At 28.9% G+C, this 19,551-nt stretch carries 17 protein-coding genes and 1 riboswitch; of the genes, 16 read left to right on the plus strand and 1 reads right to left on the minus strand.

Annotated features, from left to right (window positions below):
• Nucleotides 1–41 precede the first annotated feature (41 nt).
• Nucleotides 42–443 (plus strand): transposase, encoded by a 402-nt coding sequence (locus tag AYC61_RS19285; protein ID WP_066507029.1) that lies wholly within the window; start codon nt 42–44, stop codon nt 441–443.
• Nucleotides 444–616: 173 nt separating this feature from the next.
• Nucleotides 617–1,402: an ABC-2 transporter permease gene (locus AYC61_RS19290; protein ID WP_066507032.1), complete on the plus strand. Its 786-nt coding sequence runs from the start codon at nt 617–619 to the stop codon at nt 1,400–1,402.
• Nucleotides 1,403–1,442: 40 nt separating this feature from the next.
• Here the strand turns inward: AYC61_RS19290 and AYC61_RS19295 are convergent, their stop codons facing one another.
• On the minus strand, nt 1,443–2,741 hold the full coding sequence (locus AYC61_RS19295) for a D-alanyl-D-alanine carboxypeptidase family protein (RefSeq protein ID WP_066507036.1): 1,299 nt from the start codon (nt 2,739–2,741) through the stop codon (nt 1,443–1,445).
• A 218-nt stretch (nt 2,742–2,959) separates the two neighbouring features.
• Here AYC61_RS19295 and AYC61_RS19300 point away from each other — a divergent pair, with 218 nt between their 5' ends.
• The 14 genes from AYC61_RS19300 (at nt 2,960) to pflA (ending at nt 19,435) form a co-directional block, all read left to right on the plus strand.
• Nucleotides 2,960–3,565 carry a helix-hairpin-helix domain-containing protein gene (locus AYC61_RS19300; protein ID WP_066507038.1) on the plus strand — a complete coding sequence of 202 codons (606 nt, stop codon included), beginning with the start codon at nt 2,960–2,962 and terminating at the stop codon, nt 3,563–3,565.
• A complete protein-coding gene (gene selD / locus AYC61_RS19305) occupies nt 3,555–4,622 on the plus strand; it encodes a selenide, water dikinase SelD (protein ID WP_082760078.1) in 1,068 nt (355 codons plus the stop codon). The genes AYC61_RS19300 and selD overlap by 11 nt, the downstream gene beginning before the upstream one ends.
• Before the next feature lie 15 nt (nt 4,623–4,637).
• A complete protein-coding gene (gene selA / locus AYC61_RS19310; RefSeq protein WP_066507042.1) occupies nt 4,638–6,047 on the plus strand; it encodes an L-seryl-tRNA(Sec) selenium transferase in 1,410 nt (469 codons plus the stop codon).
• Between the two features lie 12 nt (nt 6,048–6,059).
• A complete protein-coding gene (gene selB / locus AYC61_RS19315) occupies nt 6,060–7,988 on the plus strand; it encodes a selenocysteine-specific translation elongation factor (protein ID WP_066507046.1) in 1,929 nt (642 codons plus the stop codon).
• 239 nt (nt 7,989–8,227) lie between these two features.
• A complete protein-coding gene (locus tag AYC61_RS19320) occupies nt 8,228–8,920 on the plus strand; it encodes a response regulator transcription factor (protein WP_066507048.1) in 693 nt (230 codons plus the stop codon).
• Between the two features lie 70 nt (nt 8,921–8,990).
• Entirely contained in the window at nt 8,991–10,358 is a 1,368-nt protein-coding gene (locus tag AYC61_RS19325) for a sensor histidine kinase (RefSeq protein ID WP_082760079.1), read from the plus strand.
• Between the two features lie 3 nt (nt 10,359–10,361).
• A complete protein-coding gene (locus AYC61_RS19330) occupies nt 10,362–11,219 on the plus strand; it encodes a GerMN domain-containing protein (RefSeq protein ID WP_066507050.1) in 858 nt (285 codons plus the stop codon).
• 240 nt (nt 11,220–11,459) lie between these two features.
• Nucleotides 11,460–12,401: an ROK family glucokinase gene (locus AYC61_RS19335; protein ID WP_066507053.1), complete on the plus strand. Its 942-nt coding sequence runs from the start codon at nt 11,460–11,462 to the stop codon at nt 12,399–12,401.
• 14 nt (nt 12,402–12,415) lie between these two features.
• Nucleotides 12,416–13,024, plus strand: coding sequence for a lactate utilization protein (locus AYC61_RS19340; RefSeq protein WP_066507055.1), 609 nt, complete (start codon nt 12,416–12,418; stop codon nt 13,022–13,024).
• 29 nt (nt 13,025–13,053) lie between these two features.
• Entirely contained in the window at nt 13,054–13,542 is a 489-nt protein-coding gene (locus AYC61_RS19345; RefSeq protein ID WP_066507057.1) for a GNAT family N-acetyltransferase, read from the plus strand.
• Nucleotides 13,543–13,891: 349 nt separating this feature from the next.
• Nucleotides 13,892–14,944 carry an Ntn hydrolase family protein gene (locus AYC61_RS19350; RefSeq protein ID WP_066507059.1) on the plus strand — a complete coding sequence of 351 codons (1,053 nt, stop codon included), beginning with the start codon at nt 13,892–13,894 and terminating at the stop codon, nt 14,942–14,944.
• A 14-nt stretch (nt 14,945–14,958) separates the two neighbouring features.
• Nucleotides 14,959–15,858, plus strand: coding sequence for a hypothetical protein (locus AYC61_RS19355; RefSeq protein ID WP_066507068.1), 900 nt, complete (start codon nt 14,959–14,961; stop codon nt 15,856–15,858).
• A 139-nt stretch (nt 15,859–15,997) separates the two neighbouring features.
• Nucleotides 15,998–16,078, plus strand: a riboswitch (ZMP/ZTP riboswitch).
• A gap of 104 nt (nt 16,079–16,182) precedes the next feature.
• Nucleotides 16,183–18,432, plus strand: a complete 2,250-nt coding sequence (gene pflB / locus AYC61_RS19360; protein ID WP_066507070.1) for a formate C-acetyltransferase — start codon at nt 16,183–16,185, stop codon at nt 18,430–18,432.
• A 292-nt stretch (nt 18,433–18,724) separates the two neighbouring features.
• Complete coding sequence (pflA, locus tag AYC61_RS19365) at nt 18,725–19,435, plus strand: pyruvate formate-lyase-activating protein (RefSeq protein ID WP_066507073.1); 711 nt, start codon at nt 18,725–18,727, stop codon at nt 19,433–19,435.
• Nucleotides 19,436–19,551: the final 116 nt, after the last annotated feature.

The following is a 19,551-nucleotide window of genomic DNA, read 5'->3' on the forward strand; positions in this document are numbered from 1 at the left end:
AAAGATGAAACAAGAGCCTATCATAATGACATAGGAAAAATATGAGAAAATGTACTGATGAAGCAACACCTTATTATATATGTGTTGATGGTAGAAAGCTAATCCATAAGGGGACAGAGTCAAGAAAACAAGGAAATATAAAAAGAACTTTTGAAGTATATGCTTGTAGCAATTGCAGTGGTTGCAGCTTAAAACCTAAATGTCTTTATAAATATAATAAGCATGCAAATAAAAATAAAACTATGAGAGTGAATGAAATTTGGGAGAATTTGAAGAATGAATCTCATAAAAATATCCAAAGTGAACAAGGTATAATAAACAGGCAAATACGGTCAATTCAAACAGAGGGTCATTTTGGAGACATAAAAGAGAATGATAACTTTAGACGATTCAATTATAGGTCTTCAGAAAAAGTCTTAAAGAATTTATGCTTTATGCAATAGGGCGTAACATAAATAAATATCATAGATTTAAACATGGGAAAATCAAGAAATATGAGAGTGAAAAGGTAGAAAAACTAGCATAACAAAAAATTGCTTATAAAATATTAGGTAATGAAGCTTTTACATATGCAGTAGACAGTTTATTTAATTCAGAAGTAAGAAAAATTATTATTATGCTAGTAATTTTGATTTTCACAAATTCTCTTATGAGTGATGTTAAAGCAAAACAGCAGAGTTTAGTTCTAACTATGCCTTTTACAAGAAAAGAAATTGTTCTTAATAAGTTATATTTTGGTTTAATGGCTATAGTCAGTTGCACACTTATAAGCTTTGTGATAGCAATTATAACACTATATCTGAATCATGAACTGTTAAGTAACTATATTGATATTTTAATACTTGCTAAGTGGTTTATAATAAGTCTAATTACTAATATAACAGTCTTTTCATTGTCTATTTTAGTTGAATTAGTTATTGGTAATAGAACATTAAGCTTCATAGTATCAATGATTATGGTTTTTTACCCTGCAGGTTTTTGTTTTATGCTAGGAACTTTAATATCTAGGTCTTATAGTGAACAAATTTTTGATATTGGTAGTGTTATAATTCCAAGTGCACTATCAAATAGTAAGATAATAGACAATCAACATTTTATTGATAATTATGGCATGAAAATTATTATACTATTAATACTGAGCGTCATCTTTATTCTATTAGCGTTATATGCTTTTAAAAAATTACGTATAGAAAAGTCAAGTCGTTTTGTAATGTTTAAACCAATGGAAAACTTCTTCATGTGTGGATTTTCAATAAGTTTATGGGTACCATTTATATTTATACTAAGCAGTAGTAGCATTATCCCAAGTAGTAATATATTGGCTCTGAAAATAATAGCTTTAATTTTTGCAATAACAATTGGTATATTTTCTTCTAAAGCAATGTTTAAATATATAAAATAATTTTAGGTTGTTTATATGAAAAAGGATAAATCAAAATGATTTATCCTTTTAGTTTATATTTACTTTTAAATCTTCTTCTCCTTTTTTTTCTACGTCTATAAATATATAATCTCCAAAGAATGAAAACAATAATTAACCAAAACCACCATTTAGTAAATACATTAACAATTCCACTTTGAGTTGTATTTACAACGCTAAATATAGCTTTTTGGTCAACTGAGTCAGCTGCTATGATAGTAGCACTTGTTAGTATTTTGTTATCGATACTATATTCTATTTTTCCTAATATTTGATTTTTTGTTATTGGAGCTGTAATTTTATCATTTAAAAGTATATTTCTTTTTAATTTTTCTGCCTTGTCGTTAGCGATACTTGCACTTATATCTTCTCCAACAATAGCTGTTACAAAAGGAATAGAACCATGTTCTATTGGTATATTTTCAATAAATTCATTTTTAAAAGCAACTTTCTTATTAGTAAAGTTTTCAAAGCCGTAATCTAGGAGGTTATGACTATCTATATATAAATTATTTCCCGGGTCATAGTATACTACTGCAATTAAGTTTTGACCATTTCTAGAAGCAGAAGAGACTAGACAATTAGAAGCTTCAGGTGTATAGCCTGTTTTAATTCCGGTTGCACCCTCATATTTTATATTTGTCACATTTCCATCTATAGTTATTTTATTTCCTGATCCAGTTGCATAGAGTAATTTGTTTTTGGATTTTAAATATCTAGTTTCAGGCTGTTTGTTAGTAGGTGCAATTGTATATGTATAATTACTTACTATATTTCTAAAGGTTTCATTTTGCATTGCATATCTTGCTATCATTGCCATATCATACGCTGTAGTGACATGATTATCATCATGTAATCCATTTGGATTGATGAAATTAGTATTTTTTGCACCAATTTCTTTTGCCTTTTTATTCATTAATTTTGCAAATTCTTCTTGAGAGCCAGATATGTGTTTTGCAATTAATAGGGCGGCATCATTTGCAGATTGAATTAGCATTGCGTTTAACAAGTCTTTCATTGTTATAATTTCACCTGCTTGTAAATATATTTGCTGACCTTCGATTTCATATGGAGTTTTGTCATCAACGGTTACTACTTCATCAAGTTTACAATTTTCTAAAGCTAAAATACCAGTCATTATTTTTGTTGTGCTAGCAGGATACATTTGTTTGTCCATATTTTTTTGTGCTAAAACTGTTCCTGTATCTGCATCTATTAAAACAGCTGACTTAGCAGCAATCCAAGAATTTTCGGCATGCGAAGTTGTTAATGGAATAATTACTAAGATTAAAGCTATAAATAATGCGAGCTTTCTTTTCAATATAATCACCTCTTAAGTTGTCTTATTAAAAATCACTTTAATAGTATACCAAAAAAATGAACTAACAACAATCGGATAAAGTTGAAATGATTACAATTAATCAAAATAGCCTAGGAATTTGTTAAAAATATTTCATATTAATGAAATTTATGGAAATATATTATATAATTTAAAGTATAAATATTAATACTAAAAATATGTTTAATGGGGTGACTAATTTGTTTAACTTTACAAAAAAAGAACAAATAGTTATACTAATATTAGTTATATTAAATATTAGTGTTATTGGTTATAATGTTAAAATAAAAAGCGAATTAAAAATTTTGAAAAATGGTGAAATTGAACATGAGATTGAAATTGAAGATGGAAACATAGAAGATGAAAATGTTATAAAAGAAAAAGAAATGGTATGTGTAGATATAGGAGGACAAGTTTTAAAACCAGGTGTATATGAATTAGAAAAAGGATGTAGAGTTATAAACGCAGTTGAAATAGCTGGAGGTTTTACTGATAAAGCAGATAGGGATAAGGTTAATGGTAGTCAATTGTTATATGATGAACAAAAAATATACATATATGCAATTGGTGAAGAAATTATTTCTGATGACTCAACCAAAAATGGTATAATTAAAAAAGTAAATATTAATACAGCTACTAAACAACAATTAATAGATAATATACCGGGTATAGGTGAATCTAAGGCTGAAAGTATAATTGAGTATAGAAGTAGAAAAAAATTTGAAAGTGTTGAAGAACTGATTAATATAAATGGTATAAAAGAAAAAACATTAGAAAACATTAGTAAATATATATATGTACAATGAAAGGGTGAGGGAGTTGTCATTAAAAGAAAAAAGATTAACTGAATTAACTAAAAGTGCTGGTTGAGCTGCTAAAATTGGTCCTGAGACCTTGGCACAGGTTCTGTGCCATATACCACAAAATATAGATGATGAAAATTTGTTAGTTGGAATCGGTACGTCAGATGATGCAGCAGTATATAAAATTAGTAATGATAATGCTATGATACAAACAGTAGACTTTTTTACTCCTGTTGTAGATGATCCTTATGTTTTTGGGCAAATAGCTGCGGCTAATGCTTTAAGTGATGTATATGCTATGGGTGGAGAACCTAAATTGGCAATGAACATCATATGCTTTCCAAATTGTTTACCGACTGATATAATGAGTGAAATTTTAAAAGGTGGATATGATAAAGTCAAAGAAGCAGGGGCTATAGTTGTAGGAGGACATACTATTGAGGATGATGAACCTAAATATGGATTAACCGTAACGGGTTTTGTACATCCAGATGAAGTTTTGACAAATGCAAATGCTAAAATAGGGGATTATTTAATACTAACTAAGCCATTGGGTTTAGGTATAATTAATACAGCTATTAAAGCACAAATGGTATCTGATGAAACTTATAATATGGCTGTTAAAACTATGAGTACATTAAATAAGTTTGCCAAAGATGCTGCTATGAAAATAGGAGTAAACAGCTGTACTGATGTTACAGGTTTTGGATTTTTAGGCCATGCTTTAGAAATGGCTGAGGGTAGTAATGTTACTTTAAAAATTAATGTAAAAAGCATACCTATAATTGAAGAAGCAAAGGAACTCGCATCTATGGGAATAATACCAGGGGGTGCATATTCAAATATGGGTTTTATAGGAGATAAAGTTAAAATATCAGATGATATTCCGGAGGAAATATCGGACATATTATATGATCCACAGACTTCAGGAGGGCTTTTGATATCAGTAGAGAAAGATAAAGCTAAAGAGTTAATTAAGGAGCTAGAAAATAGTCCAACAGAATGTAAAATAGTTGGCGAGGTTTGTGAAAAAAGTGAATATAGAATAATCGTAAAATAGCAAGGGATGGTGTTCATGACTAACAAAAAGCTATTTAATAAGCTTCCTAAGGTAGATGAAATTTTAAAGGAAGAAGGAATAAATAATATACTGAAAGCTGTTTCAAGGAATATAGTTTTAGAATCAGTAAGAGAAGAAATTGATATGATAAGAAATAGAATAATTAATAATAATATAAACGAAGAAGAGTTAGAAAAAATATTAAGTAATATTATAGACAGTATTATTGATAGGGTAACTAAAAAGAACAAGAATAAGTTACAAAGAGTCATAAACTGTACAGGAACTATAATACACACAAATCTAGGAAGATCATTAATAAGCGAAAATGCGGCTAATCAGCTGTTAAAGGTAGCATCATCATATTCAAATCTTGAATATAATTTAGATGAAGGAAAAAGAGGTTCAAGGTATAGTCACATTGAGTATATTATACAAAAAATAACAGGCGCAGAGGCAGCAATGGTTGTAAATAATAATGCTGCTGCTGTTATGTTAGTACTAAGTACAATGGCAAAGAACAAAGAAATAATAGTATCAAGAGGTGAATTAGTAGAAATCGGTGGGTCTTTTAGGATACCTGATGTTATGGAACAAAGTGGTTGTAAATTAGTTGATGTAGGAACAACAAATAAAACACATCCTAAAGATTATGTGGAGGCTATAGGAGAAGAAACAGCAGCATTACTTAAGGTTCATACAAGTAATTATAGAATTGTAGGTTTTACTGAAAGCGTTTCTTTAGACGAATTGGTTAGCATAGGAAAAGAGCATAATATACCTGTTATTGAGGATATAGGAAGTGGTGTATTATTAGATTTGACAAAGTATGGACTTGACTATGAACCAACAGTACAGGAATCTATACAAAAAGGCGTTGATATTGTTACTTTTAGTGGAGATAAGCTATTAGGCGGACCACAAGCAGGAATTATAGTAGGTTCAAAAAAATATATAAATAAAATGAAAAAGAATCCACTTACAAGAGCTATTAGAGTAGACAAATTTACTATTGCTGCTTTAGAAACAACTTTAAAACATTATTTAGATGAAAATGAAGCAATTGAAAAAATACCAACTTTACGAATGTTGACTATGCCTATAAATGAGATTATAGAAAAAGCAGAGACATTAAAGAATAAACTTGATACTATAGACGATTATAGATTTAGTTATAAGATAGTAGATGTTTATTCCCAGGTTGGTGGAGGAGCAATGCCGCTTGAAAGAATTCCTAGTTGTGCCATAGAAATAACCTCTGAAACAGTAAGTGTGAATAAAGTTGAGAAAGAGCTTAGAAAATTAGATACACCGATTATTGTTAGGATGTATAATGACAAAATATATATAGATTTAAGAACAGTTGATATACAAGAATTAAATATTATCAAAAATGGTTTTTTACAAGTTTTTAAAACACTATAAAGGAGATTTTTCATGAAGAATATTATAATAGGAACAGCCGGGCATATAGATCATGGGAAAACAACTTTAATAAGGGCTATTACTGGCAGAGAAACTGATAGACTTGTAGAAGAGAAAGAAAGAGGTATTACTATAGAATTAGGCTTTACGTACTTTGATCTGCCTAGCGGTAGAAGGGCTGGGATTATTGATGTTCCGGGGCATGAAAAATTCATCAAAAATATGCTTGCGGGTGTTATAGGTATGGATATAGTAGTATTAGTAATTGCCGCTGACGAAGGTGTTATGCCACAAACAAAAGAACACTTAGATATTTTAAATATGCTTGGTATAAAAAAAGGTGTTGTAGCTTTAAATAAAGCTGATATGGTAGATGAAGAATGGATGGAATTAGTCATAGAGGATGTTAGAGACAGTTTAGAGGATACTTTTTTAGAGGACAGCCCAATTATAAGTGTATCTTCTATTGATAAAACAGGTATAAATGAACTTGTGAGTATTATTGATGATATGACTGAAATTGTGGAGCAAAGAGATGTAAATGAAACGCCTAGGCTGCCTGTAGATAGAGTGTTTACAATGACAGGATTTGGAACAATAGTGACAGGAACACTTATCGAAGGTACTGTTTCTGTAGGAGATGAAGTTGAAATATATCCTAAAGGACTAACTTCAAAAATAAGGTCTATACAAGTTCATGGACAAAGCAATACGACTGCATATGCCGGTCAAAGAGTTGCTGTTAATCTAGCTGGTTTAAAGAAAAAACAGATTGATAGAGGAAATGTAATATCAACAGTTGGTGCTATGAAATCAACTATGATGTTAGATGTTAAAATAACATTATTAAAACATTCTACAAGAATAATTGAAAATAGGACTAGGGTTAGGTTATATATAGGTTCAAGTGAAGTTATGTGTAGAGTTGTATTGATAGACAGAGAAACTTTAACACCGGGAGAATCTTGTTTTGCTCAATTGAGACTGGAAGAAGAAATATCAGCTAAGAGAAAAGATAAATTTATAATCAGGTTTTATTCACCAATGACAACTATCGGAGGTGGAGTAGTTTTAGAAGCTAATCCTCCAAAGCGTAAAAGATTTGATGATAGTGTAATTAAAGAACTACATTTAAAGGAAAAAGGAGATGATGATGAAGTAATAGAAAAAATAATTAAAGAAAAGAGCACAGAATTTCCAAGTATTAAGAAAATTGCTACACTTACAGCAATTAAAGAGGATAAAATAAATAGTATTATATCAAAATTAGAATCAAATGGTAAAATTTTAACATTTAGACTTATAAATGATATTCATGTAATCCACGTAGACTATTATATCTATTTGAAGGAAGCAATAACTAATTATTTAAATACTTACCATGAGGAAAATCCTCTAAAAATGGGGATTTTAAAAGAAGAACTTAGAAGTAAATTTTTAAGAAATATTAAATCAAATGTTTTTGATAAATTTATAAGTAATATTACTAGTGAAAAATTAATTAAACTAACAAATGATAAGCTTTCACTATTAAATTTTGAAGTAAAATATAGTGATAAGCAAAAAGAAATCAAAGAAGAAATAAGTAAATACTATCTTGAAAATGAGTTTTCACCTGACAAAAGAGATCAAATAATAGATTCGTTAAGGTTTAACAAAAATGAAACTAATAAGGTTTTTGATGCTATGATAGATGGGGAAGAACTCATTAAAATTAAAGAAGACATATACATTCATAGAGCGGCTTATAATAAAGCACTTAATAAACTTTTTGAGTATTCAAGCAAAAACGAAACTATTGCCTTATCTGATTTTAGAGATATACTTAATACTTCTAGAAAATATGCTATGTATTTGTTAGAATATTTTGATGAGAAAAAAATTACAAAACGTAAAGGTGATTTTAGGATTATTGTAGCTAGTAACAATAAAATATTATAAACGATTAAATAAATTAATATGTAACAGAATTTTTAGTAATTCTTTAGAATTTTTAAAATAAGTAGCATAATATGAAGGATAATAAAAGAATTATGTAGAAATAAATTTAATAATAGGAAATTATATATTTATTAGTATTGTGAATAAATATAATCTCCGTTATGTATGTGGAGAACAAAGTTTTCCTTAAATCTTTGTAGATGACTTTGTTCTTATTGATTAAATTTTGAGGTGATTTAATGGGTAGTAGAATACTAATTGTGGATGATGAACCCTTATTAGTCAAAGGACTAAAGTATAGTTTAGAACAAGATAATTATGATATTGATATTGCATATGATGGAAAAGAAGCTTTTGAAAAAGGAAAAACAGGTCAATATGATCTTATAATATTAGACTTGATGCTTCCAGTAATTGATGGGTTAGAAGTTTGTCAAAAAATTAGAGAAATTTCTCAAGTGCCGATTATAATGCTTACAGCTAAAGGTGAAGATATTAACAAAATACTTGGTTTAGAATACGGCGCTGATGATTACATGACAAAACCTTTTAACATACTTGAATTAAAAGCTCGTATAAAAGCTATATTAAGAAGAGTAAATAATAAAGATACGCGAATAGGTGATCAAATAATTCAAGTTGATGATTTTAAGATTAACACATTAGGAAGGAAAGTTAGTATACGAAATAAAGAGATAAATTTAACAGCAAAGGAATTTGATTTATTATTATTATTAACTACTAATCCAGGTAAAGTATTTACAAGAGAAGAATTATTAGAAGTCATTTGGGGATATGAATATTTCGGTGATTTAAGAACCGTAGATGTGCATATTAGAAGACTGAGAGAAAAGATTGAAGAAAACTCTAGTCAAGCAGAGTATATACTTACCAAATGGGGAGTTGGTTACTATTTTAGGAATAAATCTTAGAAAGAACAATAAATTTTTTAGCATGAGGTGGAAATTTCTTTCCACCTATTTATTATTGATTATAATTTTCATGATAATACTAAACGTACTTATTACTGAAAATATATTAAAATCAGATTTAGAGGATAGACAAATAGATTTATTAACTAAAGCAAATATTGTAGCTAATAGAGTAAGACATTATAATACTGATGATTTTAATTACTACAACTCTGTAATTCTTAACTATATTAATAAAGTAAGCATAGATTTTAATACTAGAATTTTAATAACTAATGAATTTGGGGAAGTTAAAGCTGATTCATTTAATAAATTAACTGGAATAATATTAAATCATGACGAGGTTGTTAAAGCCAGAAATGGTGAAAATAGTACAGGAATATATCGTTTTCAAAATGTTGGAAACGTCATGTATAATGCTGTTCCAATGTATTACAAAGACCAAATTGTTGGTGTTGTTGTATTATCATCTTCAATTGAGGACATTTTTATAAAGATAGACAATTTGAAAAAAATGTTATATCTAATATATTTGGTTTGTGTTGTCATAACAACAATAATAGGTATTGTAATGTCCGATTATTTGTTGTATCCAATTAAGAAATTTACTAAAGCAATAAATAATATGACTAAAGGAAAGCTTGGTCAAATTGTAACGATTGATTCAAATGACGAGTTTAAACAATTAGCTAATGCTTTTAATTTAATTAGTACTCAATTGAGTCAAGTAGATATACAAAGGAGAGATTTTGTAGCAAATGTTTCACATGAGCTTAAAACACCCTTATGTGCAATAAAACTTCTATCAAGTTCATTGCTACATGAAAATGAAAAAAATGTTGAAATATATAAAGATTTTTTAAAGGATATCGATTCAGAAGTAGATAGATTGACTAAAATTATAGATAATTTATTAGCTCTTGTTGATTTAGATAGTGAAAAATTAAGTTTGAATTATCAAGTTACTTACATAAATTATTTATTAGAGAAGATTATTCAAAGAATGAAACCTTTGGCTGATGAAAAAGACATTGATATCAAGTATATTCAAATAGATAAAATACAAATAGATGTTGATTTAGATAAGATACAGCAGGCAATAATAAATATAATACATAACGCTATTAAATATACTCCTAATGGTGGGATGATTATTGTTAAGTTATATATTAGAGATAAAAATATGGTGATAGAAGTAAAAGACAATGGCATAGGAATACCTAAAGATGATATTGAACATATATTTGAAAGATTTTATAGAGTTGATAAGGCAAGGACAAGAAACACAGGAGGGACAGGTTTGGGGCTTTCTATTGCATATCAGATAGTAACATTACACCAAGGTTTGATAGACATAAAAAGTAATGTAGGTAAAGGAACATCTTTCTTTATAATAATACCGATGGATGGTAAAAGTATTTACCTAGATAGGAGGTAATTCATGAGAAGAAAAATACTTTTTTTAATATTCATTGTAACTTTTTTATTATCAGGATGCAATAATAAATATAATGTAAAAGAGAATGTACAATTACCGATAATAGAACCTTATACATCAGATTTGCGTTCTAACATAAATCTTTACTTTGTTGACAAGGATATGAGTAAGCTAGCTATTGAAAAAAGAACGTTTAAAGGTGAAATGACTTCAATAAAAAATGTTCTTGTTAATCAATTGTTTACTGGACCTAAATCTAGTGAATATATTAATATTATACCATCAGACTTGAAGATATTATCAGTAATAGAAAAAGATCATGTTATTTATATAAATTTATCTAAAGATATTGATAAAATTGATGTTGATGAAAAAGAAGAAGCATTAATTTTGTATTCATTAATAAATACTGTTAGTAATTATAGTAAAATTGATAATGTACAAATTTTTATTGAAGGAAAGCGACGAAATAAATTTATTAATTACTATAAAATAGATGAACCTTTACTTTACAGTAATTCGATTCTAGAAAATTATCAGAGCCCAATAACTGTAATAGAAAAATATTTTAATAGTATATTAAATAAAAAATATTTACATGCAATCCGTATGAGATATAAGTATGTTAATAATGATATCAGAAAAAATGATTTAATTTTTGACTTAGAAAGTCAATTTGAAAATATTACAGAAATTAATATTAAAAGCTACAATATAGATAAATATGATAATGAGATAAATTTGTATATGAAAATAGAAATGTATAATAATAAATATAAAAGATATGAAGAATATAACTACAAAAGTAATTTAATAAGATATAAAAATAGTTTTTTAATAAATGAAATAGTTAAAATATAATAAAATGACATTTAATAATTTTTTTATGAGGGTCACAAGAAATCTTCCCTGTTTATCTTTGAAGATGAATTGTGACTTAAATTTTAAGAACTTAATAAACTATTAAGTTATAAAAAAGATACTCTGTACAGCCAAAACAATTAAATTGTTTTTGTTATAGCTGTTAATTAAGGTCTTTTTAGTTAACTCTAAAATAGGTAAAGATAGTTATTACGATTTTTATACAGGGAGGTAATTAAAATGTATATTGGTGTTGATTTAGGAGGAACTAATATTGCTGCAGGAATAGTAAATGATAGTGGAGAAATCATGCTTGAGATGTCAATTCCAACATTATCTGAGAGAGCAGCAGATGCTATAATAGATGACATAAAAAGTCTAATATTGAATTTAATAAAAGAATTTGGGTTAAGTAAAAATGAAATTAAAGGTATTGGTATTGGTATACCAGGACTTGCAGATGCTGATGGAAATGTAATCCATTGTGTTAATTTAGGTTGGAATGACGTACCTTTAACTAGTAAACTAAAACAGGAATTTGATGTACCAGTTTTTGTAGATAATGATGCAACAGTGGCTGCTTTAGCCGAAAATTTTTGCGGTGCTATGAGAGGTGCAGAAAGTGGTGTGTTATTGACATTAGGAACAGGTATAGGTGGAGGTATTGTATTTGGTGGAAAGGTTTACAGTGGGTTTAATAGAGTTGGATCTGAAATAGGTCATATGGTAATAGGAGATAATTTTTATGACTGTAATTGTGGTAAAAATGGATGTCTTGAAACTTTTGCATCTTCTACTGCAATTATTAAATATACAAAAAAACTATTAGAAGAAACAAATGAAGAAAGTTTAATAAGAGATAAAATAAATGGAGATATGGGTAAGCTTAACGCAAAAATAATATTTGATTGTGCAAAGGCAGGAGATAGTTTAGCTGAGAAAAGTGTTCGAAGGTTAGTCAAATATTTAGCTATAGGTATTGAAAATGTAATAAGTTTAATAGATCCTCAAGTAATTGCAATAGGTGGAGGGGTATCAAATGCTGGACAATACCTTTTGGACATGGTTATTAAAGAAGTTGAAAAATATAAAAACTATAAGGAATTACCTATAGGCAAAATTGTAATTGCAAAACTGGGTAATAAAGCAGGAATAATAGGTGCGGCTATGTTATGTAAATAAGGGGGAATAATCACATGAAATATGATGTTTTGATTAAAAACCTTAACAGTAGAAATATTAATGCATATTACTGTAAAGACACAAAAGAGACGAATAAAAAGATATTAGACATGATACCTAATAAGACTACTGTAGGTATTGGTAATTCAAAAACTCTTAAAACGATGAATATATCTAAAAAATTATTAGATAGAGGTAATATTGTTTATGATAAAACACTAGCTAAAGACAAAGATGAAATAATACAGCTAAAGAAGAAATCACTGTTAACGGATTGGTATATTACAGGAACAAATGCTGTTTCAATGCAAGGACATTTAGTAAATATTGATCATAGTGGGAATAGAGTAGCAGCAATGATTTATGGACCAGATAAAGTGATTGTAGTTATAGGGAAAAATAAAATAGTGGAAAGTTTAGAAGCGGCAAAAGATAGAGCCAGAAATCATGCAGCTTCCCTGAATGCAAAAAGAGCAGGTTACAATCCACCATGTCTAAAAGTAGGGAAATGTGTGGATTGCAAAAGTAAAGAAAGAGTATGTTTTAATCATGTAGTAATAGAAGGGCAATATGACCATGAAAGAATGACAGTTTTGATTGTTGATGAAGAGTTAGGATTTTAGATATTTGAAAGTTAGTTTTGGAGGTTATTATGTTATACGTACAGCCAATAATAATACAGATTAACCAAGGTTTAAGATTAAAAAAAACAGAACAAAGTGAATGGGAAAAAGCTTTAAAGTGGTACCAAAACAAAAAAGTTATGTATTTTTCTGAAGGTGTTACTGATAAAGTTTATACAATGAATGAAATCAATAGAATGTATACATATCTTGATAAAATAGGAGAATTATATTTTATTGAGGTATTTAAAGATAATAAATGGAAAGCTATTGGTGATGTTACACTTTCAGACAAAAACATGCCTATAGTAATAGGTGATGAAGATTATTGGGGAAAAGGTATTGGAAATGAGGTAATTAAAAAATTACTGCAAAGAGCAAAAGATATAGGAATGAAAAAGATAGAAATACAGACTATCTATCACTATAATGAACGATCTAAGAATCTCTTTACTAGTTTAGGATTTAAAAAAAATAAAGAGAATGAAAAGGGATGTAGTTATATATTAGTGTTATAGGAGAGCTTGGTTGAGCTTTCTTTTTTTATATAATAGGAAAGTTCTGCTTTTTCAATAAGAGTTAATAAAATAGCTAGTAGTTAGGGTTAACTTTGAGGAAAGTGTAGCTCAATGTTTTTGTGTTGAAGCCATACAAGACATTTTTTTTACTCGGAGATGACTAAATTTTTATGATAATATAAAAATGGAAAATTATAGGTACATTGAGCCTTAGTGAATTTGTTGGTTAAAACAGTTACTAGAGTAGTTGGTTACTGTTTGATTAAGTATACTTAGTCCTAAGCATTAATATAAAAATATTGTTTATTTATGATATAATTTACATATATAAAAAAAGAAGGAGAAAAGAATGAAGAAAAAATTGTCTTTTTGTTTAATTGCTATTATTATAGCAATAATGTGTATTAGTCAAGCATATGCGTGTACAGGCTTTGCAGTTTATAAAAATGGTGTCTATTATGGTATGAATTTTGACTATCCTCAGCATGAATTGCTTTTTAGAGTGTATTCTAGTGGTGATATGGAAGTTTTTTCTTTTGAGTTTGAATATAATAAAGGAATATTTGTACCTTTACTTAAAATGAATTCAGAAGGATTATTTATTAATGTACAGGCAGAATATCCTGAAAAAAAGAAAAAAGATATACGAAATGATGATGAAATTTTTACTTACGAAGTAAATACAAATGTTGAAACAAAAACTACCTGCCAAGAGGTAAGGTCTTTGCTTGAAGAAAGAAGACTTATTAATTGTTTCAAAACATTACATAATCTTGTTGCAGACATTTCTGGAGATGCAATGATTGTAGAAGCTGGAGAGCATAAAAATGATATTACTAATATTGAAGATGATTTTATAGTTATGTCAAACTTTAACAATGCTTCATTTGATGGGTTAGACCCAGATGAGGTTAAAGGTGCTGGAGCAAGGAGATATAAGGAAGCGTATAGATATATAAGCGAACATGATAGTTTTGCAGTAGATGAAGGTTTAGAGCTATTAGAGCTGGTATCACAAACAGAGCATCCCACACAAGCATCGTTAGTTTTGGATGCAAAAGAAAAAACAGTATATATCTCAATTGCTCGTGATTATGAGAGAATATTTAAATTTGATATTCTAAAAAGAACACTTGAAAGCTACAGAGGATTTACCAACAAAGTATTTTTAGAAATAGGAGAAGAAGGGATTACTTCAAAAACACTTTTAGACATTATAAAAGACGATGAAGAAAATAAAGAGAATGTTGCTTTTATACATGATAATTTGGTAAATGCAACTGTTGTAGAAGAAACTGTGAAAGAAGAAACAACGGATAAACGAAAAATTTTAAGAACTATTGTAGTTTGTGTGATATTAATATTTGTTTTTAAAATTTCTAGAAAGAGCAAAAATAAATAGCTTGGAGGAAGCATATGAATAGATTTATGATAGGGCAGTATGTTTTTTTTGATACCAAGAAACAGCATAGAGATTTTAAAAAAAATTTTTATGGAGTAGAGGCATGTTTATTTAAGGATAAAGAAGACATATTGGAATTGAAAAAAGTAGCTACTGATGGTAATTTTAATATTGCAGTTCATTTTCCATTGAGATCGGGTATAGCAAAGCTGAGAGACCCTCAATATCTTTCGAAAGATGCACATACATTAAAAGCAGCATATGAAACTATAAAAGATGAAATTCTTTTTATGAAAGAAGTCAATCTTAGTCCTAAATATATTTTATTTCATTATCCGAAACCTGTTGTGTTAGATGAAGCTATAGATAGTGGTTTATGGAGATTTCCAAACGAAAGTGAATATTATTATGAGACTGAAATTGAATTTGAGGAATTCGAAAGAAAAAGTGAAAATTTTTTTAATTGGATAAGTAAACAAGGTTTTGAACATGATTTCATACCAGTATTGGAATTTGATTTTTTAAATAAATATATCTATAGTACTAATATGTTAGAGAAATTACTAAAGAAATATTGCAATGTAAAATTATGTCTGGACATAGGAAGGTTACATGCACAAAATATGACGGATAAAAACTTTAGCTCATTTGATGTTGTCAGGAAATATTCAAAATATGCTGAAGTTATACATTTATCAAATATAAAGGTTATAACAAAATTAGAGTGTAACCATTATCCTGCATTAAAAAAATTGGATCCAAATGGAGGCTGGGCAGATGTAGAGAAGTATTTAAATATTATAAAACATAAAAATGAAAACTGTAAAATATTATTTGAACATAGATCAGATTTAATTACTGATGAAGAATTAGAAGAATGTTATGATTGGGTAAATAGTATATTAAATGCTTAATGTAAAAAGATTTTACAAACATTCACTCACAATAATTCATGAATATACGGTAATATACGGAAATAGGGTTTCAACTGTTGACACAGTGTTAAGATGTTGTTATTATATATAATATAAATTAATACTTTAAATAGTTAAAGAAGAATCGCATGACTGGCGGAAGTGGAATTAACCACATGGAGTGTGATTTAGATAGATGTCGACCGCCTGGGCAAATTAAGTCCGGGGGGTCTATTTTTGTTTGAATAGCAAACCAAAATCTAGATTGGGTGTAAATCGACTATTAGATACCGGATTTGAAATTAAAGTCAAGGAGGTATTTTTATGTTAAAAAGAGAATGGGAAGGTTTTAATGTAGGCAATTGGCAAGAAGAAATAGATGTTAGAGACTTTATTATTAAGAATTATACTGCATATGATGGAGATGCTAGTTTTCTAACTAAAGCAACTGAAAAGACTAATAAAGTTTGGGAAAATGCAAGAAAATTAATTATCAAAGAAATTAAAGAAGGAATAATTGATGTCGAGGTTAACAAAGTTTCAGGAATCAATAACTTTGCACCAGGCTATATTGATAAAGCTAATGAAACAATCGTTGGTCTTCAAACAGATGAACCATTAAAGAGAATAATTAATCCTTATGGTGGATACAGAATGGTAGCAAACGCTTTAAATGCATATGGCTTTGAGATTAAGCCTGAGATATCTAAATACTTCAATGAATATAGAAAAACTCATAATCAAGGTGTATTTGATGCTTATACAAAAGAAACAAAATTAGCAAGAACTGTAGGACTTTTAACTGGTCTTCCTGATGCTTATGGTAGAGGAAGAATCATAGGAGACTATAGAAGAATAGCCCTTTACGGCATAGATTTTTTAATAGAGAAAAAACAGCAAGATTTAGCTGAAAATTTAGGGACTGCTACTGAAGAGTTAATCAGACATAGAGAAGAACTCTCAGCACAAATCAGAGCGTTACATGAGATTAAAGAAATGGCTCTTTCATATGGAGTAGATATTTCTAAACCAGCTAAAAACGCAGGGGAAGCAGTTCAATTTCTATATATAGGGTATCTGGCAGCTGTTAAAGAAAACAATGGTGCTGCTATGTCACTTGGTAGAAATACAGCATTTTTAGATTGTTTCATAGAAAGAGATATTAAGCAAGGAATTTTAGCTGAAGTAGAAGCTCAAGAGCTTATAGATCAATTTGTTATTAAATTGAGATTAGTAAGACATTTAAGAACTCCAGAGTACAATGAATTATTTGCTGGAGATCCGAACTGGATCACAGAAGCTATCGGTGGGATAGGTATAAATGGTAAGCATCATGTAACTAAAACTGCTTACAGATTTTTGCATACATTAACTAATTTAGGTTCAGCTCCAGAACCTAATATGACAATATTATGGTCTGAAAAGCTACCTGAAAACTTCAAAAAATATTGCGCTTACATGTCAATTAAGACAGATGCAATTCAATATGAAAATGATGATTTGATGAGACCTATTTATGGTGATGACTATGCTATAGCTTGCTGTGTATCAGCAATGCAAGTTGGTAAACAAATGCAGTTTTTTGGAGCTAGAGCTAACCTTGCCAAAGCACTTCTATATGCTATAAATGGTGGTGTAGATGAAGTTAAGCTTGATAAGGAAGGTAACAGAATTACTGTTGTTCCAAATATAGAGAAAATTGATGACGATATTCTTGACTTTAATAGAGTTAAGAAAAACTATTGGAAAGTACTTGAATATATTGCAGAGCTTTATGTGAATACAATGAATACTATACATTATATGCATGATAAGTATGCTTACGAAGCGGGACAATTCGCATTGCATGATTCTGATATACACAGATTTATGGCATTTGGAATAGCTGGTATTTCAATCGTAGCTGATAGTTTAAGCGCTATAAAGTATGCTAAAGTTAAACCAATAAGAAGCAAAGAAGGAATTACTGTTGATTTTGAAATCGAAGGAAATTCCCCTAAATATGGCAATGATGATGATAGAGTTGATGACTTAGCTATATTAATTGTTAAGAAGTTTACTACTGAACTCAAGAAGCATAAAACTTACAGAAATGCAGAGCATACTCTATCAGCTTTAACAATTACGTCTAATGTAGTTTATGGTAAAAAGACTGGTGCTACACCAGATGGAAGAAAAGCAGGTCAACCCTTTGCACCGGGAGCTAACCCAATGCATGGAAGAGATGAAAATGGCGCTTTAGCTTCATTAAACTCTGTAGCTAAAATTCCATATAGACAGTGGTGTCAAGATGGTATATCTAATACATTTTCAATCGTACCTGATGCACTAGGTAAGACTGAAGAAGATAGGATAAATAATCTAATATATATTTTAGATGGATACTTTGCACAAAACGCATTTCATCTAAATGTTAATGTTTTAAATAAGACAACATTAATGGACGCTATGGAAAACCCAGATAAATACCCAACATTAACAATTAGGGTTTCAGGATATGCTGTTAATTTCAACAGATTAACTAGATCTCAACAACTTGAAGTGATTAGTAGGACATTTCATGAGACTATGTAGTGCTAGATTGTTGCAAACTAAAATATAAAATTGTGGATAACTTTTTATATTTTAGTTTGCTCATTAGTTTTTGGCGGGGGGAACATCTCTACACGTAATCTAATAGTTTTTTCAATATGTGTATAATCTTTGACGGCTGTGCAAGAGCCCGTTTCTTTTGATTTAAAGTAGAGCGATGAAGAAACGAACTCTTGAAGTCACACTTACAAAGAAACATTAGATGTTTCCCTAGTAACTATATTGGTAGTTTTTACAACTAACTAAAATGTAGTGTAATAAGGGGGAAATATTCATGGTTGGCAAAATCCATTCTATAGAAACTTTAGGTCTTAATGATGGTCCAGGTGTAAGATTTGTTGTTTTTTTTCAAGGATGTAAACTGAGATGTGCGTATTGTCATAATCCTGATACATGGAATTTAAATGAAGGCAAAGATATGTCTGCTAAAGAACTTTTACAAAAGGCATTAAGGTTTAAGCCGTATTTTGAAAAATCAGGAGGAGGGATTACATGTTCTGGGGGTGACCCACTTCTACAGCCTGAATTTTTAATAAAATTTCTCAAGCTTTGTAAGGAACATGGACTTAATACAGCAGTAGATACGTCTGGTTTTGGTTCAGGAAATTATGAAGAAATATTAAAGTATACTGATTTAGTAATTCTTGATATTAAACATGTAAATAAAACTGGGTATAGAGATCTTGTTAACGGAGATATAGAAGAATTTAGAAAATTCACAGAGGTTTTAAAGAAAACTAATGTAAATCTATGGATTAGACATGTAGTTATACCGGGAATAACCGATGGAGAAAAGCATATATATGAGTTGAATAAGATAATAAGTAAGTTTGATAATGTGGAAAAAGTGGAATTACTTCCTTATCATACCCTTGGTGTAAATAAATACGAAGCAATGGGTATACCATACAGATTACAAGGAATTAAACCAATGTGCAGAGAAAAAGTTAAAGAAATAGAAGATAAATTTATATGTGTTTCATAAGGTTGATAACGTTGGATTAATTAATAAATAAATACAGTTGACTATAGTTAATACTATTATTATTAAACAGCCAAATTCATATTGTATGAATTTGGGAGAATATAATTAACTTTGTG

Source organism: Abyssisolibacter fermentans (assembly GCF_001559865.1).
GTDB lineage: Bacteria > Bacillota > Clostridia > Tissierellales > MCWD3 > Abyssisolibacter > Abyssisolibacter fermentans.